This window comes from Cohnella hashimotonis (assembly GCF_030014955.1).
Lineage (GTDB): Bacteria > Bacillota > Bacilli > Paenibacillales > Paenibacillaceae > Cohnella > Cohnella hashimotonis.
This window is the reverse complement of record NZ_JAGRPV010000001.1, coordinates 3,674,337-3,693,965: the sequence shown is the minus strand read 5'-3', so window position 1 is coordinate 3,693,965 and position 19,629 is coordinate 3,674,337. Positions and strand designations below refer to the sequence as shown.

The 19,629-nt window shown below is 60.4% G+C and carries 16 protein-coding genes; all 16 read left to right on the top strand.

Translation table 11 applies throughout. The annotated features are described in order from the left end of the window. Positions 1–136: 136 nt before the first annotated feature. The 16 genes from KB449_RS14975 (at position 137) to KB449_RS14900 (ending at position 19,477) form a co-directional block, all read left to right on the top strand. Entirely contained in the window at positions 137–1,138 is a 1,002-nt protein-coding gene (locus tag KB449_RS14975) for an ABC transporter substrate-binding protein (RefSeq protein ID WP_282909147.1), read from the top strand. Further along, the gene (locus KB449_RS14970; RefSeq protein ID WP_282909146.1) at positions 1,131–2,771 is read left to right on the top strand and encodes a helix-turn-helix domain-containing protein; all 1,641 of its coding nucleotides are present in this window, start codon (positions 1,131–1,133) and stop codon (positions 2,769–2,771) included. Before KB449_RS14975 ends, KB449_RS14970 begins: the two co-directional genes overlap by 8 nt. Positions 2,772–3,148: 377 nt before the next feature. Next, on the top strand, positions 3,149–4,576 hold the full coding sequence (locus KB449_RS14965; protein WP_282909145.1) for an 8-oxoguanine deaminase: 1,428 nt from the start codon (positions 3,149–3,151) through the stop codon (positions 4,574–4,576). 29 nt (positions 4,577–4,605) lie between these two features. Continuing rightward, positions 4,606–5,469 carry a C45 family peptidase gene (locus KB449_RS14960; protein ID WP_282909144.1) on the top strand — a complete coding sequence of 288 codons (864 nt, stop codon included), beginning with the start codon at positions 4,606–4,608 and terminating at the stop codon, positions 5,467–5,469. Then, positions 5,466–6,203, top strand: a complete 738-nt coding sequence (locus KB449_RS14955; protein ID WP_282909143.1) for an SDR family NAD(P)-dependent oxidoreductase — start codon at positions 5,466–5,468, stop codon at positions 6,201–6,203. Before KB449_RS14960 ends, KB449_RS14955 begins: the two co-directional genes overlap by 4 nt. Before the next feature lie 23 nt (positions 6,204–6,226). Further along, the gene (locus KB449_RS14950; RefSeq protein WP_282909142.1) at positions 6,227–7,564 is read left to right on the top strand and encodes an amidohydrolase family protein; all 1,338 of its coding nucleotides are present in this window, start codon (positions 6,227–6,229) and stop codon (positions 7,562–7,564) included. 54 nt (positions 7,565–7,618) lie between these two features. Next, on the top strand, positions 7,619–8,824 hold the full coding sequence (locus tag KB449_RS14945; RefSeq protein ID WP_282909141.1) for an aromatic ring-hydroxylating oxygenase subunit alpha: 1,206 nt from the start codon (positions 7,619–7,621) through the stop codon (positions 8,822–8,824). Between the two features lie 14 nt (positions 8,825–8,838). Beyond that, positions 8,839–9,669 (top strand): alpha/beta fold hydrolase, encoded by an 831-nt coding sequence (locus tag KB449_RS14940; RefSeq protein WP_282909140.1) that lies wholly within the window; start codon positions 8,839–8,841, stop codon positions 9,667–9,669. Between the two features lie 89 nt (positions 9,670–9,758). Beyond that, positions 9,759–11,117, top strand: a complete 1,359-nt coding sequence (locus tag KB449_RS14935; protein ID WP_282909139.1) for a RidA family protein — start codon at positions 9,759–9,761, stop codon at positions 11,115–11,117. Further along, positions 11,114–11,929 (top strand): maleate cis-trans isomerase family protein, encoded by an 816-nt coding sequence (locus KB449_RS14930; RefSeq protein WP_282909138.1) that lies wholly within the window; start codon positions 11,114–11,116, stop codon positions 11,927–11,929. Before KB449_RS14935 ends, KB449_RS14930 begins: the two co-directional genes overlap by 4 nt. 27 nt (positions 11,930–11,956) lie before the next feature. Next, the gene (locus KB449_RS14925) at positions 11,957–13,180 is read left to right on the top strand and encodes an amidohydrolase family protein (RefSeq protein WP_282909137.1); all 1,224 of its coding nucleotides are present in this window, start codon (positions 11,957–11,959) and stop codon (positions 13,178–13,180) included. 233 nt (positions 13,181–13,413) lie between these two features. Beyond that, positions 13,414–15,027: a PucR family transcriptional regulator gene (locus KB449_RS14920; protein ID WP_282909136.1), complete on the top strand. Its 1,614-nt coding sequence runs from the start codon at positions 13,414–13,416 to the stop codon at positions 15,025–15,027. 104 nt (positions 15,028–15,131) lie between these two features. After that, positions 15,132–16,475 carry a 5'-deoxyadenosine deaminase gene (locus KB449_RS14915; protein WP_282909135.1) on the top strand — a complete coding sequence of 448 codons (1,344 nt, stop codon included), beginning with the start codon at positions 15,132–15,134 and terminating at the stop codon, positions 16,473–16,475. 22 nt (positions 16,476–16,497) lie between these two features. After that, positions 16,498–17,547, top strand: a complete 1,050-nt coding sequence (locus tag KB449_RS14910; protein ID WP_282909134.1) for an XdhC family protein — start codon at positions 16,498–16,500, stop codon at positions 17,545–17,547. Continuing rightward, entirely contained in the window at positions 17,453–18,082 is a 630-nt protein-coding gene (locus KB449_RS14905; protein ID WP_282909133.1) for a nucleotidyltransferase family protein, read from the top strand. Before KB449_RS14910 ends, KB449_RS14905 begins: the two co-directional genes overlap by 95 nt. A gap of 195 nt (positions 18,083–18,277) precedes the next feature. Then, entirely contained in the window at positions 18,278–19,477 is a 1,200-nt protein-coding gene (locus tag KB449_RS14900) for a BMP family ABC transporter substrate-binding protein (protein WP_282909132.1), read from the top strand. Positions 19,478–19,629 lie beyond the last annotated feature (152 nt).

The following is a 19,629-nucleotide window of genomic DNA, read 5'->3' as shown; positions in this document are numbered from 1 at the left end:
TGAGAAATACAACATTTCAGTCATAATGCGGTGCCTGACGAAAAGACCGCACAATTCGCCATTCACAACATGGGGTAGAGCTATTATACTAACGTAAGAATGATAATCAATATCAATTGCATAGGAGTCCTCTAACATGAACAGATTCATCCGTTTTACGCAATTCGTTTCGCTCGTTGTTCTTATTTCCGTCCTTGCCGCATGCGGCAGCTCGAACACGAATTCCTCCGCGTCCCAGTCGGCATCCGGCACGGCTGCAGCGACGGCGGAAGCTTCCGCGCCGGCAACGTCGGCAGCCGCCGAATCAACCGATGTGTCGGCGTACCGCCTTCTTACCGACGCCGCCGGTCACGAAGTGAAGGTGCCGGCTCACCCGCAGCGCATCATCGCGCCATTCCTGGAGGATCCGCTCAGCGCCATCGGCATCAAGCCGGTCGCCCAATGGAGCGCGGGCGGCGTTCCCCAGCAATATTTGCAGGACAGGCTTGCCGACGTTCCGCCGCTTAAGATGGACAACGGATTAAAGCCGGAGGAGGCGCTCTCCTATAATCCCGACCTGATTATCTTCCTGTCTCCGGTATACGTGCCGGAAGGCAGCTACGAGCAATTCGCGCAGGTCGCGCCTACATACGTGCTGTCGGACAACGACTCGGACTGGCGGGGCAATCTGGAGAAGCTCGGCAAGCTGCTCAACGATGAAAAAGCGGCTGCTGCCGCGCTGAAGCAGTACGACGATAAGCTGGCGGACGCCAAGGCGCGGCTCGGCGATCTGCCGAAGGACAAGACGGCCGTCCTGCTCCAGGGCGTCGACGAGAAGGGCTTCAAGCTGTTCGGACCGAACTTCTATGGAGGCGTCACGCTGTATCAGGCGCTGGGCTTCAAGCAGCCGGCCGTCGTGAACGGCAATTATGAGACCTATTCGATCGAAAAGCTGGCAGAGCTCGAGGACGTCGATTATATCTTTGTCCTCTCCGGGCCCGGCCGTGCCGCGCCTCCTTCAGACAACCCGCTCTGGAAAGCGCTGAAGGCAGTCAAGGCGGGACAAGTATTCGAAGCGGATTCGGGCTACTGGTTCAATCTGAATTCGATCGCGAGCGGTTTGATTATGGACGATGTGCTTAAGAGTCTCCATGCGTAACGAGATTTCCGACCTGCAGCCCGAGGCTGCAGGTCTGCTCTGTTATCGGCTGCTGGACGTTGTCGCGATCCGCGAGAAGCCGCAAAGCGGGCCGGCGGAAAGGCGATTCATCGAGACGAAGTCGGCTGCGCTGCTGTTGTCCAACGCGCATGGGGGACGCCTGGTCATCGACGGGCGGTCGCATCCGCTGCGACCCGGGGCGCTGTTCGTCTGCTTGCCGGGAAGCCTGGTCGAGCTGACGAACTATTCGGGATTTTCGACCGAGCTTCTTATGCTGGAGTTTTATGCCTTCATGCCCCCCGACCTCGATGCCATGCCGCGCGACGAGAAGACGTTGCAATCGCGTTTGCCGTTTCCGACGGACGTGCAGCTGTCCTCGGCAGCGGATGCCGGCAGGCTGTTCGGATTGATAAGCGCGGGCTGGAAAACGGGACTGCCGTCGGACCGCTTACGCTGCGAAGCCGCGCTGCTGGAATTGCTCAGTCTGGCGCTGAGCTGCCGCGAGCAGCAAACGGACAGAGCCTTGGAGGCGGCTCGTTCGGAGCTTGAGCATCGTTATACCGGCGACATAACGATCGATACGCTGGCCGCCGTCGCGGGTCTCAGCCGGTTCCACTTCATGAGGCTGTTCAAGGAAAAGTACGGGAAAGGCGTCGTGGAATACCGTACGGAGCTTCGGCTGCGCGACGCCAAGCGGCTGCTGAACGAACGAAACGGTCCGTCGCTCGGCGAGATTGCCGAGCGGATCGGATATACGAGCGAGAGCTACTTCAGCAGCTTGTTCAAAAAACAGACCGGCATTGCGCCGGCCGTCTACCAGCGCAATCAGAAGCTGCGAGTCGCCGCATACAGCTGGGTCAACATCGGACAGCTGCTGGCGCTCAGGACGATCCCTTACTCCGCGCCGACAGACCAATATTGGACGGATTATTATCGGAACCGGTATGCCTTTGAGGTGAAGGCGCCGCTCAGTCATCAATACGATTTTAATCGGAACGTGCTTGAACATTCGCGGCCGGACAAGATCGTCGGCATCGCTTCGTTTATTCCGCAAGAGGAGCAGGACAAGTTGAAGGAAATCGCGCCGACGCTGTTGCTTGATTGGGAAGAGAATTGGCGCACCCATATTCGGCGCGTGGCGGCATTTTTGGATCGCGCTGCGGAGGGCGAGCAATGGCTTGCCCGCTACGATCGCAACGTCGCCGCGACGCGCGACCGGTTGACGAAGAGTGTCGGCCGGGATAACTTGCTCGTGCTTGTCGTCGGCGGACGAGGCGTGGAAATATGCGGGCGGCGGGCGGCTACGCAGCTGTACGACGATATAGGCTTCGGCGAGCCTGAAGGGTTAAGCGAGCAGGGGGTCTTATGGTCAAAATCGGTCGATCCAGATCTGCTTGCGCGCCTCGGCGCAGACCGGATACTCGTACACAAAAGCCGGGATCCCGGTGCGGACGAAGCTTGGGAACGCTTGTCCAGGTCCGAGGCCTGGCTGAGCTTGCCGGCCGTCATGGCGGGCAAGATTCACTGGACGTCGAATAGCGATTATTTTGAGGCGCCGTTGAACGAGTATGCCGCCGAGCCCCTTGGCCGCATGCTCGCCGAGCTGCCGGGGTGGTTCGGCAGCAACGTTTAAGCGGCGAATGATCTCTGATCTTTTCTACGGGGCATCGTTAACGGCCGAAAAGTAAAAATGAAGCAAACGGGATGAAGCAGCTTGTTTACTGCTTCATCTCGTTTTTGTTCCTGTGGTAGGTTAAAGGCGCAAAACCTCGCCTTCAACAAATAGAGCGTGGATGTTGAGTCGACGGTAGAGCCAATGACTCAGAATTTTCAATGCCATCTGAAAATGATGTAGCATTACCTGACGTTATTGCGGGATTTAATCATGCGGATCAACAAAAACGAGCATTTGCGTTATAAAATATGACAAACGTTCGCGTTTGCAATTGTCCGAGTCCCGATTCCGCCCCTAAAATGAATCTATCGAGGCGGAGAGGATAGTGACGGGATATGCGAACGCTCCTCATCAAAAACGCGAGAAATATTATAACGATGGACAAGGACGGCAGCGCCTACCCCGGCGGAAGCCTTTACGCGGTAGATCAGCAGATCGTGGCGATCGGAAATCAAATTCCCTACGAAACCGCGGATACGGTCATCGACGCGACCGGAAAAATCGTGTATCCGGGCCTCATCAACACGCATCACCATCTTTATCAAAACCTTACGCGCAACATTCCGTTCGTTCAAAAGACCGAGCTGTTCGACTGGCTGATCACGCTATACGATATCTGGCGCTGTCTGCGCCCGGAAGACATCTATTTGAGCGCGAAGGTCGGTCTCGGCGAACTGCTCAAGAGCGGCTGTACGACGGCTGCGGATCACTTCTATTGCTTTCCGAGCGGTATCTCCGGGGAACTGATCGACGAAGAAATTCGGGCGGCCGCTGAGCTCGGGATCCGATTTTTTCCGACGCGCGGCTCGATGTCGCTCGGACGCTCCAAAGGAGGCTTGCCGCCGGACGAGGTATGCCAGAGCGAGGACATCATTTTGAGAGATTCGCGCCGCTTGATCGAGACGTATCACGATCCGGGCCGATTCGCGATGTTGCGTGTCGGCGTCGCGCCGTGCTCGCCCTTTTCGATCACGTCGGACCTGCTGCGCGAATCGGCGAGCCTCGCCCGCAGCTATGGCGTGCGGATGCATACGCATCTGGCGGAGACGAAGGACGAAGACGATTTTTGCCGGGAGAAGCTCGGCATGCGGCCGCTCGAATTCATGGAAACGAATGGCTGGGTCGGTCCGGACGTCTGGTACGCGCACGGCATTTACTTCAATGACGAAGAGATCGGCCGGCTCGCGCATCACGGCTGCGGCGTCGCGCACTGTCCATGCAGCAATATGAAAATGGGCTCCGGCGTCATGCCGATCGTCAAGATGCTGCAGGCCGGCGTCAAGGTCGGTCTCGGCGTGGACGGTTCGGCATCGAACGACGGCTCGAACATGCTCGGCGAAGTGCGCGCCGCGCACTTGCTTCACAATCTGATGCACGGCACGACGGACGTCGGCGCGGAAGATTGCCTGCGTGTCGCGACGATCGGATCGGCGCGCGTGCTCGGATGGGCGGACGATATCGGCTCGCTGGAAGTCGGCAAGGCTGCTGATTTGTTTATGATCGATTCGCGGCAGCTCGCTTATGCCGGCGCGCTTCATAACGACGCGACGCTGCCCGTGCTGGCGGGCTTGTCGCAGACCGTCGATACGACGATCGTCGGCGGCAAGGTCGTCGTCAGGGAAGGCCGACTCGTCGGCGTCGAGGAAGAGGAGCTGGCATGGAAGGCACAGGCGGCTTCCGGCCGACTGCTTAATGAGGCATCGCTGAGGACGAAGATCGATTACCGTCGCATGCGTGCCAATCGGAGCTATCCGAACTTCTGAAGGCGGTAGCGAGCAAAGGAGGAAAGCGGATGTGCACGATCGGAGCGATCGTATGCAGAAGCGCGGATGGCGGCGCGGCGGTCTTGGGATTTAAAAATTCGGATTCCCCGTCGGTGGGTTACTGGCACGGCATCGCCGGCGCGGAGGACGGATATGCCTCGCTGGCCTACGGCATCCAGCCCCAGAAAGGCATCAATGCGGGCATGAACGAACGGGGCGTCATGCTCATCAGCAGCTATTTCGGCTGCGAGACGCCCGCGCCGGACGGCCGTCCGGCAGAGAGCTTCTGGATGAACGACCTGCGGGGGATCGCGCAGGCGGAAGCTTTGGCGCGCTGCGGCACGGCGGCGGAGGCGCTTGCGCTCATGCGGGAGCGGTACCGCGACGCGGCCGAGCCCACCGTCGGCGGCAGCCACATTATCGCGGACCGCCACGGCACACTGCTCGTATTCGAGCACGACGGGATGGAGACGGCCTGGCACGACGATACGGCGCAGGGCTGGACTGCGCGAAGCAATCAGGCGCTTGGAATCAAGTTGGCCGAACAGGAGGCGCTCCCGGAGGCGATCCGGTCGGATCGCGAGCTGCGCCTCGTTCGGGCGCGGCATACGCTCGAAACGCTCGCGCGGTCCGGCAGTGGACAAAAGGAGGCGTTGTCGGCGCTGGCGTCCATGCTCGCAAGCAGGAGGGGAGGCGGAGCGCATGCTCCGGCATCAGGCGATATTTGCGCCGATGGCGTCATTTATGGGCGGTCCAATGCGGCGCTTCCTCATGTCACGCTCAGCGGCCTCATCTGGAACTCGCAATCGCTGGAGATGCAATATACGGCGGGACGCCCGGGCATAGCGCCTTGGCAAGTCATGAGATTAACGGCGAGGAGGGCGGAGAGATGATGGATCTGGCGGGCAAGAAGGTGCTGATCGCCGGCGGCGCGAGCGGCATCGGCAAGGCTGCTGCCGAAGCCTTTAAACGGGCCGGTGCAGAGACGGCCGTTTTCGATATCGCTTTTCAAAAGGAACGGTTGGCGGACGGCGATATAGAGCTGCCGGTCGATCTGTCCGATTCCGATACGGTAGCGGCGGCGTTCGATAGACTGGGGCGGCACTGGGGTGGACTTGACGTCCTGATTAACAATGTAGGCATCGAGCTGGTGGCCGGCTTGGAAGACACGACGGAAGCGGCGTGGGACCGGCTCATGAACGTCAATCTCAAGAGTGTGTTTCTATGCTGCAAGGCGGCGCTGCCCATGCTGAGAGCTTCGCGCGGCTGTATCGTCAACACGGCTTCCCAGCTCGCCTTCGTCGGCGCCGGAAGCTTCACGGCCTATACCGCTTCCAAAGCTGCGGTCGTCAACTTCACGCGCAGCCTGGCGCTGGAGACGGCGGCAGACGGCGTGCGCGTCAATTGCATCTGCCCGGGCGCGATCGATACGCCGCTGCTGCGCAGGCAGTTCGAAGGCAGGCGCGGGCCGCAGGGCACGATCGACGATCTCATCGCGATGCATCCGCTCGGCCGGCTTGGACGTCCGGAGGAGATCGCGAGCTGCATTCTTTTTCTGAGCAGCCCGCTTGCGTCCTTCGTAACGGGAAGCGCGATGCTGGCGGACGGCGGATATACGATTCAATAACGAGAAGCGGGGAGATGGACGCGATGAACGACAGCTTGCTGATTACGAATGCCACGATCCTGACGGTGAACCCCCAGGACGAAGTGATCCATGACGGCGCGCTGCTGATCGAGAAGGGGCGAATTGCGGACATCGGACCGACAGCGGCCCTGGAAGACAAATACGCCGGCGTCGAACGATTGGATGCGTCCGGCCACGTCCTGCTGCCGGGTCTCGTCAACCTTCATCTGCACTCGGGACTGATACGGGGGACCGCAGAGGACCTGCCGGTGTTCGAATGGCTGACCAAATACGTCGATCCGAAGCATCGCGCATTGACGGAGGATATCGCATTTGCCGCGGCGCGCCTCAGCTATACCGAGGCGCTCCTGTCCGGCACGACCTGCGTGATGGACATGTACCGCTTCATGCATAAATGCGCGGATGCGGCAGAGACGCTCGGCCTGCGCGCCACGCTTGCGCCCTACGTCGTCGACAAGCCCGGCATGGATTACTTCGAGTCCCTCGACAAAAACGTGCAGCTCGTGCTGGACCGCAACAAGACGGCAAACGGCAGAATCCGGGTGTGGTTCGCGCTGGAGCATCTGACTTACTGCACGGAGGACGCTTACCGCAAAGCCGCCGCGTATGCCGAAAAGTACGACACCGGCATCCATACCCACGGAGAAGAGTCGATCGAGATGGCGAGGCGGCTGCATGCCGAGACCGGCCGGTGGCCCGTCGAGCTGTTCTATGACCGCGGCATCCTCGGGCCCAGGACCGTGCTCGCGCACTGCGTCTGGCTGCAGGATTCGGAGCGGGAACTGCTCGCCCGCACCGGCACCGCGGTGGCGCATTGTCCGGTCAGCAATCTGAAGCTCGCCTCCGGCATCGCGCCGATCAAAGAGCTGCTCGATCTCGGCGTCACGGTCGGCATCGGAACCGACGGCGTAAAGGAAAACAACAATCTCGACATGCTTGAGGAGCTGAAGTTCGTACCGCTGCTGCAGAAGGCCCGGCTGCTCGACGCGACGGTCATCAAGGCGGAGACTGCGCTGCGGATGGCGACGATCGACGGCGCGCGGGCGCTCGGGCTCGACGGCGAGATCGGATCGCTCGAGATCGGCAAGAAGGCGGACCTCATCGCCGTCGATTTTCGCAAGCATCACCTGACCCCGATCATCCGGGGCAAGTACGACAATGCGGTAAGCAATGTGGTGTATTCGGCTTCGGGCGCGGACGTGAGCCATGTGTTCGTCGACGGCAAGCCGCTCGTGCTCGGCCGCCAGCTTCAGACGGCCGACGCCGACGAGATACGCTTATCCGCGCAATCCGCGGCGGAGCGCCTGTTCGAGCTGCGCGAGCCGTTCGTTCCTGTCTGAAGCGTCCGCCGCTCGTCGCTATTCAACGTTCAGATCATCGAGGAGGAAGCGAACATGGCTTACAAAGTTACGAAAGACGTTCTTGAAGTACTGTCCCAGCTCGGTCCCTCGCTCCTGGAGACGAAGGAGGCGCGGTCCATGCCCGCCGAATGCTATACGAGCGACTCCTTTTTCGCCTTCGAGAAGGAAGCAGTGTTCGGACGCAGCTGGCTGTGCGTGGGCCGGCAGGAGCAGGTGCCGAATCCGGGCGATTATTATACGCTGCAGCTGAACGACGACCCGATTATCGTGACGCGCGCCAAGGACATGAGCATCCATGTCATCTCCGCCGTCTGCCAGCACCGCGGCCATCTCGTCGCGGAAGGCGCCGGCAACTGCAAAAACTTCCGCTGTCCGCTGCACTGGTGGACGTACGGAATGGACGGAGAGCTGATCTCGGCGCCTGAGATGATCCGCATCGAGCCGTTCGATATTCTCCGTCACGATCATAGTCTACCGCCGCTCAAAGTAGAGATTTGGAACGGATTTATTTTCGCCCACTACGACCCGGACGCGCCGGCGCTTGCGCCGACGCTCGCCAAGCTCGACGAGGAAATGAAAAATTATCGCCTGAACGAGCTGACGGCGATGCCGTTCGTCGACATCGAGGGCGAATGGAACTGGAAGATTATGATCGAGTCGTCGATCGAGCCCTATCACACCAACTACCTGCACAAAGGTCCTCACGACTTCGCGCCGAGCCAGCTTGCCGGATTCGTCGACTACGAGGACGGAGACGGCCAGATTATGCACCCTACGGGCTTCACGCATATGGACGCCGGCTTTTCGCCGGACATGACCGCGAACTTCCCGCCGATCGAAGGGCTCACCGCCGAGCAGCGCCAGCGCATGACGATCGCGACGGTGCCGCCGATGCTGACGCTCGGCCTGATGCCGGATCAAGTGTTCTGGAATATTATTTTGCCGGACGGTCCCGGCAAGATTTTGTTCCGGTCCGGACTGCTGTATCCGCCGGAAACGGTGGCGCTGCCCGATTTCGCGGAGCGCTACGAACGGGCCAACGAGAGCATCCAAGAGATCAACGCCCAGGACCTGGCGGCCAACGCCTCGCTGCAAAAGGGGCTGTACTCTAAGCTGTCGAGGCGCGGCCGTTATGCTGCGCTCGAGCGCACGCTGCCGCAGCTTAACAAGTGGCTCGCGAAGCGGTATCTCGACTATCTGGAGGCGCAGGGATTGTCCGTCGAGCTGGAAAGGGCCTAAGGGGGAGGGCGCCTATGACGCTGCCGATTCTGAGTAACGGGACGGACGACGTGAAAACCGCGATCTTGCGGGGGCGCGGGGACGTCCGGCTGCGCCTGCTGCAATGCGGCAATTCGCAGGGGCGGCCCGTGCTGTTCCTGCACGGCATTACCGAGAATGCATCCGCCTTCGAGCCGATCATGCGGCAGCTGCCGGACCATCTCAGGCCGATGGCGCTCGACTTGCGGGGCAGGGGCCAATCGTTCAAACCCGACTTGGGCTATCGGATGAACGACTATATGGAGGATTTGCTGATTGTCTGCAATGCCTTGAGCGGCTACGCGGAGCGCCCCGTGCTTGTCGGACACTCGATGGGCGCGCGGATTGCCGCGGCATTCGCGGCGACGTACCCTGCCGTGACGGACGGCGTCGTGCTTGTCGATCCGCCGCTCTCGGGTCCGGGTCGTCAGGCGTTTCCGCTGCCGCTGTCCAGGTTCCTCGAGCCGAAAAGAGCGATCGACGAAGGACGGTACGACGATTTTAAGGCTTACTACACGACGCCGGGCTTCGACTACGAACGCAAGGCGCTGGAGCTGCAGTCGTGCGCGACGGCGGCAATCGAGCAGTCCTATGCGGCGATGAACGAGGAGCCTTTCCATGCGTATTACCGCATGCTGCGCCAGCCGGCCTTGCTCCTGTCCGCAGGCCTCGCGCCGTTCATATCGGAGGAGGCGGAAGAAGAGCTGCGGGCGATGAACCCGGGCATCCGCACGGAACGGCTCGCTTATGTCGGCCACGAGGTGCACAAGCTTGCGCCGGATCGCCTGCTGGCATCGCTTACGGCGTTTTTGTCATCGCTGTCCTGAGGATTATGCGAGCGGCCGCTGCAACGTTCGTTGGCACCGCTATGCGCCCGAACGGGGTTTAATACATTTATTTAAGGAGTGGGAACGGCGTGCCGCATCAAATTCAGGAAATATGGCCGGCGGGGATGTCCCGCCTGGCCATTCCATATAGTCCGGCCATACGGGCCGGCGACTGGCTGTTCGTATCGGGGCAGTCGGCTTCCGATCTGGTCACGGGGCTCGCCGCGGAGGCGGCCGTCCCCGAAGCGTTCCCGTATTATCAAAATGCGATGGCCAAGCAGGCCGCCGTCCTCTACGGCCGCGTCGGCGCAATCGTCGAAGCGGCGGGCGCCAAGCCCGAGCAGGTCGTGCGCGTCAATCAGTGGTACGTGGCCGACATGGCTTCGCCGGATTACCGCAAGCTCGATCTGACGGTCAACAACAAACGTTATGTGCAGGAGAAAAACCGGTACTTCACCAAGCTAAGCCCGCCGAGCACGGGGATCGGCGTTCGCGGCACGCTCGTGGAAGGGGCCAAGGTGGAAGCGGACTTCACGGCGAGGCTTGACGGCGATATGCCGGAAAAGGTGTCTGCGCCGGGCTTGCCCAAGCCGGCGGCCGGGTTCGCGGAGGGCGTGCGGATGGGGAAGTGGGTGTTTCTGTCGGGCGACCTTGCTTCGGACTGGAAGGGGAACTGGGGAACAGGCGCATACGATGGCGGCGAGCTTGTCGGACTGGCGCCGGAGGCGCGTACGAGCGGGCTGTTCTGGGGCGACGAGCCGTGCGCGCGCCAGACGGATTATATCCTCGAGCGACTTAGCCGCGTCGCGGAGGAAGCGGGCACAAGTCTTGCGCTTGCGGTCAAGGCATACGTCTATCTGGCCGATCCGAACGACTATTCGGCGTTCGAGGATACGTGGTCCAAGTGGTTTCCGGATCCTTCCCTGGCGCCGGCGCGTATCCTGGTGCCGAATGTCGAGATCGGCGCGAGGGGCTGCCGCGTCGAGATCGGCCTCGACCTGCTCATGCCGGAGGCGGCGCATTTGAAGCGGCCCGTCGTCGGCGGCTGGGCGCCGAAGAGTAAGGAGCCGGCGGCGGTGCGCGCGGACGATCTGATTTTCTTCAGCGGACTGATGGCGACCGATCCGGGCGTCGGGCTTGCGGCCGAGGCATCGCCGCCGCCGGGACTGCCGCACTTCGGTATCCCCGGCAAGCTGCAGATGCGTTACATTCTGCATAAGGCGAGGCGAATCGCGGACGCGGCAGGGGTAGACCTGAAGCAGGTCGTGAAGGCGACGCTTTATTTCACGGATTTGAGTCTATACGCCGGTGCGATGGAGGCATGGGCGGAGGCTTTTGCGGGCGGCCACAAGCCGGCGGTGACGGCGGTCGAGATCAATCGCGAGCTGTGGGTGCCCGGCTGCGGCGTGATGGCGGATCTGACGCTTTACGATCCGCAGGAAGCATGAGGCCGCCCGGACAACCGCCCGGACAACCGCCCGGACAACCGCCCGGACAACCGCCCGGACAACCGCCGAATGTCCGGCTGCTCCCGCGAGGCAAGCGGATCGGCATGCTGACGCCGTCCTCCAATACGGTGCTCGAACCGGTCACGTCGAATCTGATGGCCGGCGTAGATGGCGTAAGCGTCCATTATGCCCGGCTGCCCGTCACGCGAATCGCGTTAGATAAGGATGCGGGGGCTCAGTTTGCGCTTGAGCCGATGACGGCCGCCGCCCGGCTGCTCGCGGACGCGCTTGTCGACGTCATCGTCTGGAACGGCACGTCGGGCAGCTGGCTCGGTCTCGAACGGGATCGCGATATCTGCGAATCGATTAGAAGAGCGACGGGTATCCCGGCAACGACGTCCTCGCTCGCGCTGTTGGATGCCTACGAGGCGCTTGGGCTAAGGCGTGTCGGTCTGGTTACGCCTTATACGGATGACGTGAACGATGCGATTGCGGCGCAATACGCCGGCTTTGGACTTGGCTGTCCGGTTCGGCTGGGCTGCGGCCTGCAAGTCAACGAGCAGTTCGCATGCGTGGAACCCGAGACGGTCGAAGCGCTTATTCGGCGAGCGACAGGTCATTCGGAGGCGGACGCGGTGTCCGTCGTATGCACGAACATGAACGGGGCCGCGATTGCGGCGGCGATCGAATCAGAATCGGGGAAGCCGGTTCTGGATTCGGTCGCGGTCACGGCCTGGCAGGCGCTTCGCATGGCCGGCATGCCGCAGCCGAAGCTGGCAGGGCGATGGGGCGGCCTCTTTACAATCGGGTGAATCGAGCCAAAGGAAGTGAACTGGCGGATGGAAACGCGAGCCTTCGATTTGATTGCCGGGGCATTGGATCCGTCGAGCGGCGAAAAAATCGACATCGAGATGCGCGATGGCGCGATCCTCGGGATCGCGCCTGCGGCGCCCGGCGCTTCTGCGCTAGAGAAATGCGTTTTCGACGCATCGGGATTTATCGTGACGCCCGGCCTTGTCGAGACGCATATTCATCTCGACAAAGCTTTTTTATCCGAACGGCTCGAGCGGCCGGCGGCGAATCTTGGCGAAGCGATCGCGATGACGGCGGCGCTTAAGCCAGGCTATACCTTGGAGGATGTGACTGCAAGATCGCGCCGCGCGCTGGACCGGGCGCTGTCGTTCGGCGTTGCGCTGCTGCGCGCGCAGGTCGAGATCGACCCGGTTCTCGGCCTGCTCAGTTTCGAATCGGCGCTTGCGCTGAAGGAAGAGCTGGCCGGAAGCATCGCTTTGCAGCTCGTCGCGTTCCCCCAAGAAGGAATCTTCAACTGCGCGGGCACGGAGTCGCTTTTGCGCGAAGCCGTAAGCCGCGGCGCAGATGCCATAGGCGGCATTCCTTACAACGATCGCGATACGGCCGAGCACCTGGATTTTGTGTTCCGGCTTGCCGCCGACGCGGGATTGCCCGTCGATCTTCACTTGGATTTTTCCGACGATCCCGAGCAGCTTGCCATTTTGGATGTTATTCATCGCACGCGGGAGTATGGCTTGGAGGGGCGCGTCTGCGTCGGTCATCTGACCTCGCTCGGATCTGTGCCCCCGGAGCATGCGCGCCGGATTGCCGACGGGATGGCGGAGGCGGGCATTCATGTCTTTGCGCTGCCCGCGACCGACTTGTACTTGAACGGGCGCGGCGATACGCATGCCGTACGCCGCGGAATTACGCCGGTAAGCCTTCTCCTCGATGCCGGCGTCAATGTCTGCTACGGAACCAACAACCTTCGCAATGCATTTACGCCGTTCGGTACGGGCGATCCGCTGGACATCGCGCTTCTGCTCGCGCAGACCGCCTATATGGGGACGCCCGGGGATGCGCGCAGGTTGCTTGATATGTGCACGGGACGCGCGGCAAAGGCGCTCGGCGTCGAAGGCTGGACGCTCCGGCCCGGAGCGCCTGCCGATTTTGCGCTTATCCGGGCCGACTGCGTGCAGGACCTCGTATACGACAGGCCGAGAGAGCGGGTATCGATTCGCGGCGGCAAACTTCTGACTCGATCTGTCTGACCTGCTGGCGGCTTCTGTATAGTCTTGATTTATCTTCACCTGCATAGGTGTCAGCCCTCGCGCCTGTTATTGGCGAGTGGGCTTTTTTTGTTTTCGCTCGCGCAAGGAAGTTTTATTTATGTTAAATAACATTACATAAATGGTTGTCAAAATAAGAATTCGGAACTAATATGTAATATATATTAACAAATAGATGTCGTTTAGCGAAGATCTTGATCCAAGGAGTGAAGCATATGCATCTGACGGTCGAACAGGCGTTGGCGGTATACCCGCTCTCGGAAGGCAAGCTGATTGCCGGAGGGGGAGGCCGGACCCGGGTGGTCAAGTCGGTGAACGTCATGGACGCCCCGGATATCGCGGACTGGATCAAGGAAGGCGAGATGCTGTTCACGACGGCGTATTTGATCAAGGACGACCCCGAAGAAGCGACAGCATTCCTGCACAAGCTCTATCAGCGCGGCGCGTCTGGGCTGGGCATCAAACTCGGCCGCTTCTGGACGTCCATTCCGGAAGCGCTCGTCCGCAAGGCCGACGAACTGGGATTCCCGCTGATCGAGCTGCCGTACGCATTCACGTTTTCCGATCAGATGAACGGATTGTTTAACGCTGAGCTGCGCAAGAGTACGGGCATTTTGCAGGATGTACTCGACAAACAGGTGCGTCTCATGCGCTTTGCTCTTCGTTCCGATCACGTCAGGGAGCTGTTCGAGACCGTAGCGGAAGTGATCGGCGAGCCGATTGCCGTGATCGGTTCACGGGGTCAAATCGTGTACAACGGGTCTGAAAACAAGGATGCGGATTTGCTGGCCGACTGGCCCTGGAGCTCGCACGGCAAATGGCTGAAGACCGAAGGCTGGCAAGCGTTCAGCATGCCGCTGATGAAGTCGGCCAGGTGTACGGGGCATGTGTTGTTTTTTACGCCGCGGATCTATTTGTCGGCGATCGAGGAGAGCTTGTACAGCCAGGCTGCCGAGCTGCTCTCCTTTCACTTGAATTTTAATTACGAGGATTATCTCGAGCTGTCGATCCAGCGCGATTTCGGCCAGATGATCAAGCGCCATCTCCGCAACGGCATGTCCTGCGAAGCGCTGGAGTCCTATGCGGCCAAGTGGGAGCTGTCCGTTTTCGAAGGCGCGTATCGCTGCGTGCTGACCGTCAGTTCGTCCCTGGATACGGGTGAACGAAAAATGGAGTGTCTGGAAGCGCTGAAGAACGAATTTTTAAGCCATGCGCTCATTCAAGGACTGTCCGGCACGCATGTCGTACTGGAAGAGGGGTTGCTGTCGCTGTTTCCGGAACGGGATGCAGTCGGCGGGGAGGAACGGCTAACGGAAGCGTTGACGAGCTGTTTGTCGGGGATGAAGGGCGAACTGCGGGGGAGCGCGAGATGCGCGATCAGCAGCCGCAAAAAGAAAGCGGTCCACCTGGCCGAAGCTTACCGCGAATGCGGCGAAGCGCACAGGCTCTCCATGCAGTGGGGTCTCGGGGGCGAGGTGGTTCGCTACGAAACGCTGGATTTCGCCTACATTTTCGAACAAGTGTCCCGCGAACGGATGACCACGTATTGCGATCGCCTGCTGGCCGGCCTGGAGGGCAAGGATCCCGATTATGTGCAAGAGATGATGCGGACGCTCGAGACGTATTTGGACAACGACGGCCAGCTTAACGAGACGGCGAAAAAGCTGTTCATTCACCGCAATACGGCGACCTACCGGATCGAAAAGCTGGGCGAACTGCTTGACGTCGATTTCAAGCGGATCAACGACCTGCTGCGGCTCAAGCTGGTATTTCAGTTCCGCAAGCTGCTTGCCGGAGCATCGATCAAGACGGGCGCCAAGTCGCGTTAAGAGCGGTTCGCGCTGAGTTTCTTCTATTATAATGGTCCATCAGTCGTTCGGATATAAATGTGTCCTTCGGGATTAATCTGCAGACAGAGGCGGGGGCGAGCGCTATGGAATCCAGAACAGGAACTAAAATATGGATACGGGACGCCCTCATCGTAACGATGAACGAGGGAAATGAAGTCATATCCGGCGATGTGCTTGTCGAGAACGACAGGATCGTTCGAATCGGTTCCGGCATCGATGCGCCGGATGCGGAGGTGATCGAGGCGGACGGCAAGGTGCTTCTGCCTGGATTCGTACAGACGCATATCCATCTGTGCCAGACGCTGTTCCGCGGCAGAGCCGACGATCTGGCGCTGATCGATTGGCTGCGCGAGCGCATCTGGCCGCTCGAAGCCGCGCATAGCGAAGATTCGGTTTATTACTCCGCGCTGCTCGGCATCGGCGAGTTAATTCGGAGCGGGACGACGACGATTCTCGATATGGAGACGGTTCATCATACGGATGCGGCTTTCCGGGCGATCGAGGAGAGCGGGATTCGCGCTTTGTCGGGCAAGGTGATGATGGATCACGGTACGGAGGTTCCGCTCGCGCTGCAGGAGAAGACGGAGCGATCGCTTCAGGAGAGCGTCGATCTGCTGGAAAAGTGGCATGGGGCGGCAAACGGACGAATCCAATATGCGTTCTGTCCCCGCTTCGTCGTTTCGTGTACGGAGGCGCTGTTGATCGGCGTGAGGGATCTGTCTGCCCAATACGGCGTGCGCGTGCATACCCATGCTTCGGAAAATCGGGACGAAATCGCGCTGGTCGAATCCGAACGCGGCATGCGTAATGTCGTCTATCTGGATCATATCGGTCTCGCCCGTCCGAACCTGATCCTCGCGCACAGCATTTGGCTGGACGAGGAGGAGAAGGCGATCATTCAAAAGCGCGGCGTCAAGGTGACGCATTGTCCGGGCTCCAATATGAAGCTCGCTTCGGGCATCGCCGAGGTGCCTGCGCTGCTCGAGATGGACATACCGGTCGGGCTTGGCGCGGATGGCGCGCCTTGCAACAACAACCTCGATATGTTTCAGGAAATGCGACTTGCGGCTTTTATTCAGAAGGTTCAGCACGGGCCGACGGTCATGGATGCGCGGAAGGTGCTTCGGATGGCGACGATGGGCGGCGCCGAGGTGCTGGGGCTCGAAGGCGAGATCGGCAGCGTCGAAATCGGGAAAAAAGCGGATTTGCAGCTGCTCGATTTGGAGGATTTTCATGTCTATCCCTCCCACGACGCCGATATCTTTTCCCGCGTTGTGTACGCCGCGACGCGCGGAGATGTCGACACGGTGCTGATCGACGGTAAAGTCGTCATGTCGGGAAAACAGGTGATGACGATCGACCGCCATCGCGTGCTGAAGGAGTCGGACCGGTCGCTCAAAGCGCTGCTCGCTCGAATCGGCGTTTAAACGGAAAAGGAGGGCGGCCGCCATGGATGCCAGCGAAATCGTGGAACATTGGATGACGGATGCCGCTCCCGCCGTGCTCGCCACGGTCATCGGCGTCGAAGGCCATGCCTATCGCAAGCCCGGCGCGATGATGCTGCTGTATGCGGACGGCAGAACGTGCGGAACGATCAGCCCCGGCTGTATGGAGAGCGATTTGCGCGAACGGACGGCGGGGTTGCTGGCGGCAGGTCGTTGCGAGATCGTGAAGTACGATATGCGGCCGGAAGAGGATGCAATGTGGGGCGAGGCCGTCGGCTGCGGCGGCATCGTCGACGTGCTGCTCGAGCCGCTGACCGGCGAGGCTGCCGCAGCGTTCCGCGAGGTCGGGGCGCGGCTTCGGGACGGAGAGGGAGCATTTGTTCTGCGTTACCGCCGCGGGGCTGAAATCGCATACGAAGTTCGAGCTCCGCAGGGGGCGGGAAAACCGGCGTTGCGGGCAACCGAAAAGATTGGGCGGCTGCTGTACGCGCAAACTGTGACGCCCGGTCCGAGGCTGCTGCTGTTCGGGGCGGGGCTCGATGCGGAGCCTGTTGCGAGAATGGCGATTGCGCTCGGGTTCAAGGTCGTTGTGGCCGATTGGCGGCCCGGACTGCTCTTACAGGCGCGCTTTCCAGGCGCGGAGCTTGTGTGCGGATCGCCCGCGAAGGTTGCGGTCGCGCTAGGGGCGGGGCCGTCCGATTACGCGCTCGTAATGGGTCACCAGCTGCAAAAGGACAGGGCGCTGCTCGAAGTGCTGCTGCCCGCCAGTCCTGCGTACGTCGGCGTGATCGGCTCCGCCCGGCGAATCGCTCATCTGTTCGACGGGCTGCCGATGCCTGCGTTCGTCCGGGCGCCCGTCGGCCTTCGGATCGGCGCGGAGGGGGCGGAGGAGATCGCGGTCAGCATCGCCGCGCAATTGGTTGCGGTCAGACGGAATAACGGGAGCGGTGGTGATGCGGGTGAGCGGGTTGAATATCGCGGCGATCTACCTGGCAGCCGGCCAGAGCGTCAGAATGGGGAGGCACAAGCTTTCCCTGGCGTTTGCCGATGGTGATCGTCTGGGCGAAAAAGGGTGGCGAGCGCTCCTGTCTTGCGGTACGGCTTCGCGGTTGATTGCCGTTGTGAGGCCGGAGGATCCGCTCGATTGGCTGCGCGATCCGTCCGGCGGGGTGATCGTGCGAAGTTCCGAGTCGAAGCTCGGCATGTCGCATTCGATTCGTGCGGGACTTCGGGCTGCGCGAAGACATTCGCCGGACGCGGTGATCATTGCTTTGGCCGATCAGCCGTTTTTGTCGTCAGGTCTTTTTGAGCGTCTGGCAGGCACTTTTGCAAATTCCCCTTTGCTCGACTATGTTGCCTGCGACTATGGCAGCTTTTCTGCCCCGCCTGCGATCTTTTCGCCTCGCATGTACGATGCTTTAGACGCGCTTGAAGGGGATTCCGGCGCACGCAAGCTGATGAACGACGGTAGGTATAGAGGCGTCCGCATCCCGATTGAAGAGCCTCGGCGCGCCATGGATATCGATACGCCGGCGGATTGGCAGGCCGCAAAGCGCGAATTTTCCCAAACGTTCGGATATTCGCGCTAACATGCCTGTTATTTCCCAAAACGTTGGTTGATCATTCGGAAAGTGCGCCATGCACAAATCGCGCAAGCGCATTTTAGACGATTCTCCAATGGTATGTCATCTATGTTGACGTTAAAATTACGCGGTTCTATATTGAGATTACGTCATTGGTGCATACCAAATCGACCAACAAACAGGGAGTCGGGGAGGAACGGTATGAAAAAGATCAAAAGCACTTGGAGCGTAAGTCTTGCATTCGTGGTGATGATGGTGCTCATTCTGTCGGGCTGCGGCAATTCGAACAACAACGGCAATGCGAGTTCGCCGGCGTCTCCTTCCGAATCGGCAAGCCCGTCGGCATCGTCCGGCGCATCTGCAAGCGCATCGGCGTCACCTTCGACAGCTTCGACAGGCTCGGGCATCGCGAACCCCCGCGTCGCATTCGTCTATATCGGCCCTCCGGGAGACGGCGGATGGACGTACCAGCACGATCAAGGCGTCAAATACATGGAGAAAGAGCTTGGCATCAAGGCCGACACGGTCGAAAACGTACCGGAGAGCGCCGACGCGGAGCGGATCATCACCGAGCTCGCGCAAAACCACGATATTATTTTCACCACCAGCTTCGGCTACATGGACTACACGCTGAATGTCGCCAAAAAGTTCCCGAACGTCAAGTTCGAGCACGCGGGCGGCTACAAGACGAACGACAACATGGCCACATACTTCGGAAAAAACTGGGAAGCCAGCTACCTGAGCGGCATCGCGGCGGGCAAGATGACGAAGAAAAACCATCTCGGCTATGTCGCGGCGTTTCCGATTCCCGAACTCATTTATAACATCAACGCCTTCACGCTAGGCGCGCAATCCGTCAACAAGGACGTCAAGGTCGACGTCGTCTGGACCAACACCTGGTTCGATCCGACGACCGAGCGCAATGCGGCGGTCAGCCTGCTCGACAAGGGCGCCGACGTGCTGATCGCTTACCAGGACTCGCCGGCGTCGCTCCAGGCGGCCGCGGAGAAGGGCGCGATGGCGGGCGGCAACGATTCCGACATGACGCGATACGCGCCGAAGGCTTACCTGACGAATCCGATCTGGAACTGGGGCCCTTACTACGTGAAAAAGGTTAAGGCGCTGATGGACGGCACGTGGTCCAACGATCAGTACCTGGGCTCCTTCGTGGACGGCATGGTCGACATTGCGCCGCTCGGCGAGAGCATCCCGGACGACGTGAAGAAGCTGGTCGAAGACCAGAAGGCGAAGTTCCTCGCGGGCGAAGACAACATCTACAGCGGTCCGATCCTCGATCAGAGCGGCGCGGAGAAGGTGCCAAGCGGCAAGTCGCTGACGGACGCCGAAATTCTCGAGATGAACTGGTTCGTCCAAGGCGTAGAAGGCACGATACCGAAGTAATGTCCGCAGGCAAGTCCAGGCAAGTCCCAGGCAAGTCCAGGCAAATCCCTTGAGCAAAGGGATTTGTTGGCTTAAGAAGGGAAGAACGGCCTTAACGGAAAAGCAATCGGCAGGCGGGAGGGGACGGCCCCTCCCCGTACGAAGGAGGACAA